The following is a 2,385-nucleotide window of genomic DNA, read 5'->3' on the forward strand; positions in this document are numbered from 1 at the left end:
GCCAAAGGCATCGTCGTCAATGGCCTGCCGATCCTGATCAGCCCGTCGCCCACCTTCAGCCATCTCGACCAGTATTATGCGCAGTGCGTGATCGGCGGACCCGGTTCCTTCGTGCTGCCTATCTATGCCGCCGCCGAGTTTTCGACAGCCATCCGGCGCAAGCTGCTCCTGGAAGTGAGCGGCATTCAGGACGAGGTGAGAAGCATCCCCGTCGACGCGGCGACGCCGATAGACTGCCTACAAGGCGAACGGGACAGGCGGTTTCTATCGGATCCGTATTTTCCCGAACTTGACCGTTGAGCTCTCGACAGAGGGGTTAACGCGATCCGGAGGGAAAACCGTTCCACAATTTCCCGGAATCCCTCTCGGCTTAAGCGGGCCGGGCACCAAATTGATTGCGAAACTCGTTGGAGAGATCGCGGCGCCAGCGCCGGCCATGGACATAGCCTTGCATCAATTCCGGCAGCGAATAGCCAAGCGTTTTGGATGAACGGTTGGCCATGTAGCCCTGAAATGCCTCCGGTATCCTGCCTCGCAGGATGTCGGCGATGAGTTGCCGCGAGATCATGTAAGGCGGAATGTGCGGGTAGGCATGGGCAATATGCGGATGTTTGCCCATCAGGTTCGCATAGGCCTCGACATAGCCGTCACGGCGGCCGGAAATCGAGTTCTCCGAATTGTATTTCGTCCAGTCCAGATCCCTGGACAACTGCGCACCGAAGCGCCGCGCAAGGCGCAGCAGCAATTCGCGATCCTGCATGCGGGTGATGTCGCTGTCGTAGCCGCCGATGGCCAGCAAGGCTTCGCGGCGAGCCGTGATCGCGGAGCCGGCAATGAAGATGGTCTGCCCAACCAGCGTCCGCTCCAGCATTGCGGGGCTCACGAACGCCTCGGGGTTGACGCAGTTTGTGATGCGATTGCCTTTCAGGGACACGAACGAACTGATCAGCACTTGCAGTGCAGGATTTTCCTCGAACCAGGTCAGGGTTCGTTCAAGCCGGTGCGGCATATAGATGTCGTCGGAATCGAGGAACGTCACCAACGGTGCCCGCGCGCGCTCGATGCCGGCATTCCTGGCTGCGTTGGCGCCTCGCCATTTCGCCCCGACATAGATCAGCCGCGGGTCCTGGATGCGGGCCAGCGCCGCTTCGGTTCCATCGGTCGAACCATCGTCGACGACAATGTGCTCAAGCCTCGACATGCTCTGGGAGAGTACGCTTTCCACGGCGCGCAACACCGTTTCGCGTCGGTTGTGGGTCGGCGTAATGACCGTGATGAGAGGTGTCGGTTCGATGGTTTTGCCCATTTTGACCATAGTGCTTCAGCTATGTCCCACGTAGAGGGGCACGTTTTCAACCTCGTCCCGAACCAGCCCAAGGGCCATGGCCGCTTGTGCACAAAAAACCAGCGCGCAAAAGGCCAATCCGACGATCAGTGCAAACGGGATCTGCCATGCCGGCATTCCGAGCCGAGTTGCATGCGTCAGAATACGCCCACCCACTTTCCAGGATGTCGAAAACCAACGTCTTGTCGCCTTCAGCACTCGCGCGGCTTGGGATGGCGATGCCAGTGCCACATATTTCCGGTCCGCATCGCGCCCGGTGACCAGGGCACGCCAAAAGAAAAAGCGCCAACCGCGCGGGGGATAATGGCTGGCCCGGGCATCGACTCTGACAAAATCATGCCCGCTTGCTCGTAACTGGCTGGTGAGCAACGTGCAAGAAACCTTGAATCCATTGCTGGCCGGAAAGGGATGGCCGGCTAACCAGCTTCTGCGGAAGGCGCAATTGTTAGCGTTCATCGCGCGCTTGGAGGCAAAGCGTCGATCACCATCACGCAGCGGGAAGAACCACAGAAGCGCAAAGGTCCGCGACGCGAAATCGTCACAGCCGAGATAGGTGTAACCGTTCACGGCGATCGTCTTCGGATCCTGGAGCGGTTTGAGAAGTGCCGACAGCCAGCCGTCTTCGATCACTGTATCGGAATCGCAGAAAATGACGATGTCGCCCTTGGCCAACGCGGCGCCTGCGTTCTTGACCTCATAGTACCGGCCGCCTGTGCAGGCGCTGAAGATCGTGTTTGCTACCATGCCAAGTTGCGGAACAATTTCGGTGAGACGATGCCGCAGAAGCGGTGTGTCGGTATCTGGTCCGCTGTGAACGACGATGACCTCCGGTTTTATGTATTGACCGGTTGTCGTCACGGCTTCTATTTCCCGTGCCAAAGCACTGAACGAAACGCCGATCTCATCTTCATTGATGGACTTGGCGTTTTCCATTTCGACAACGATCGAATAGGTCAGGTTCCCCGCTCCGTGCTTCGCTCGGCATCGCGTCCGGCATGACGCTACGAAAAACATGCTCCCGTGTCATCATCTGGTTGCAG

At 58.7% G+C, this 2,385-nt stretch carries 3 protein-coding genes; 1 reads left to right on the forward strand and 2 read right to left on the reverse strand.

Features of this window, described 5'->3' with window-relative positions; genetic code table 11:
• The coding region (locus EN984_RS31430) for a DUF1194 domain-containing protein (RefSeq protein WP_127384211.1) at positions 1-300 on the forward strand (300 nt) is incomplete at its 5' end.
• A gap of 70 nt (positions 301-370) precedes the next feature.
• Here EN984_RS31430 and EN984_RS31435 read toward each other — a convergent pair.
• Together EN984_RS31435 and EN984_RS31440 are read right to left on the reverse strand one after the other, a co-directional pair.
• A complete protein-coding gene (locus EN984_RS31435) occupies positions 371-1,306 on the reverse strand; it encodes a glycosyltransferase family 2 protein (RefSeq protein WP_127268374.1) in 936 nt (311 codons plus the stop codon).
• A gap of 15 nt (positions 1,307-1,321) precedes the next feature.
• Positions 1,322-2,278: a glycosyltransferase gene (locus EN984_RS31440; protein ID WP_236383418.1), complete on the reverse strand. Its 957-nt coding sequence runs from the start codon at positions 2,276-2,278 to the stop codon at positions 1,322-1,324.
• Positions 2,279-2,385 lie beyond the last annotated feature (107 nt).

Source organism: Mesorhizobium sp. M7A.F.Ca.CA.004.12.1.1, assembly GCF_003997835.1.
Classification (GTDB): domain Bacteria; phylum Pseudomonadota; class Alphaproteobacteria; order Rhizobiales; family Rhizobiaceae; genus Mesorhizobium.

What these genes read in the sequence shown, in the direction of transcription:
- EN984_RS31435 (WP_127268374.1), bottom strand. Translation starts at nt 1,306, where the DNA reads ATGGGCAAAACCATCGAACCGACACCTCTCATCACGGTCATTACGCCG.
- EN984_RS31440 (WP_236383418.1), bottom strand. Translation starts at nt 2,278, where the DNA reads ATGGAAAACGCCAAGTCCATCAATGAAGATGAGATCGGCGTTTCGTTC.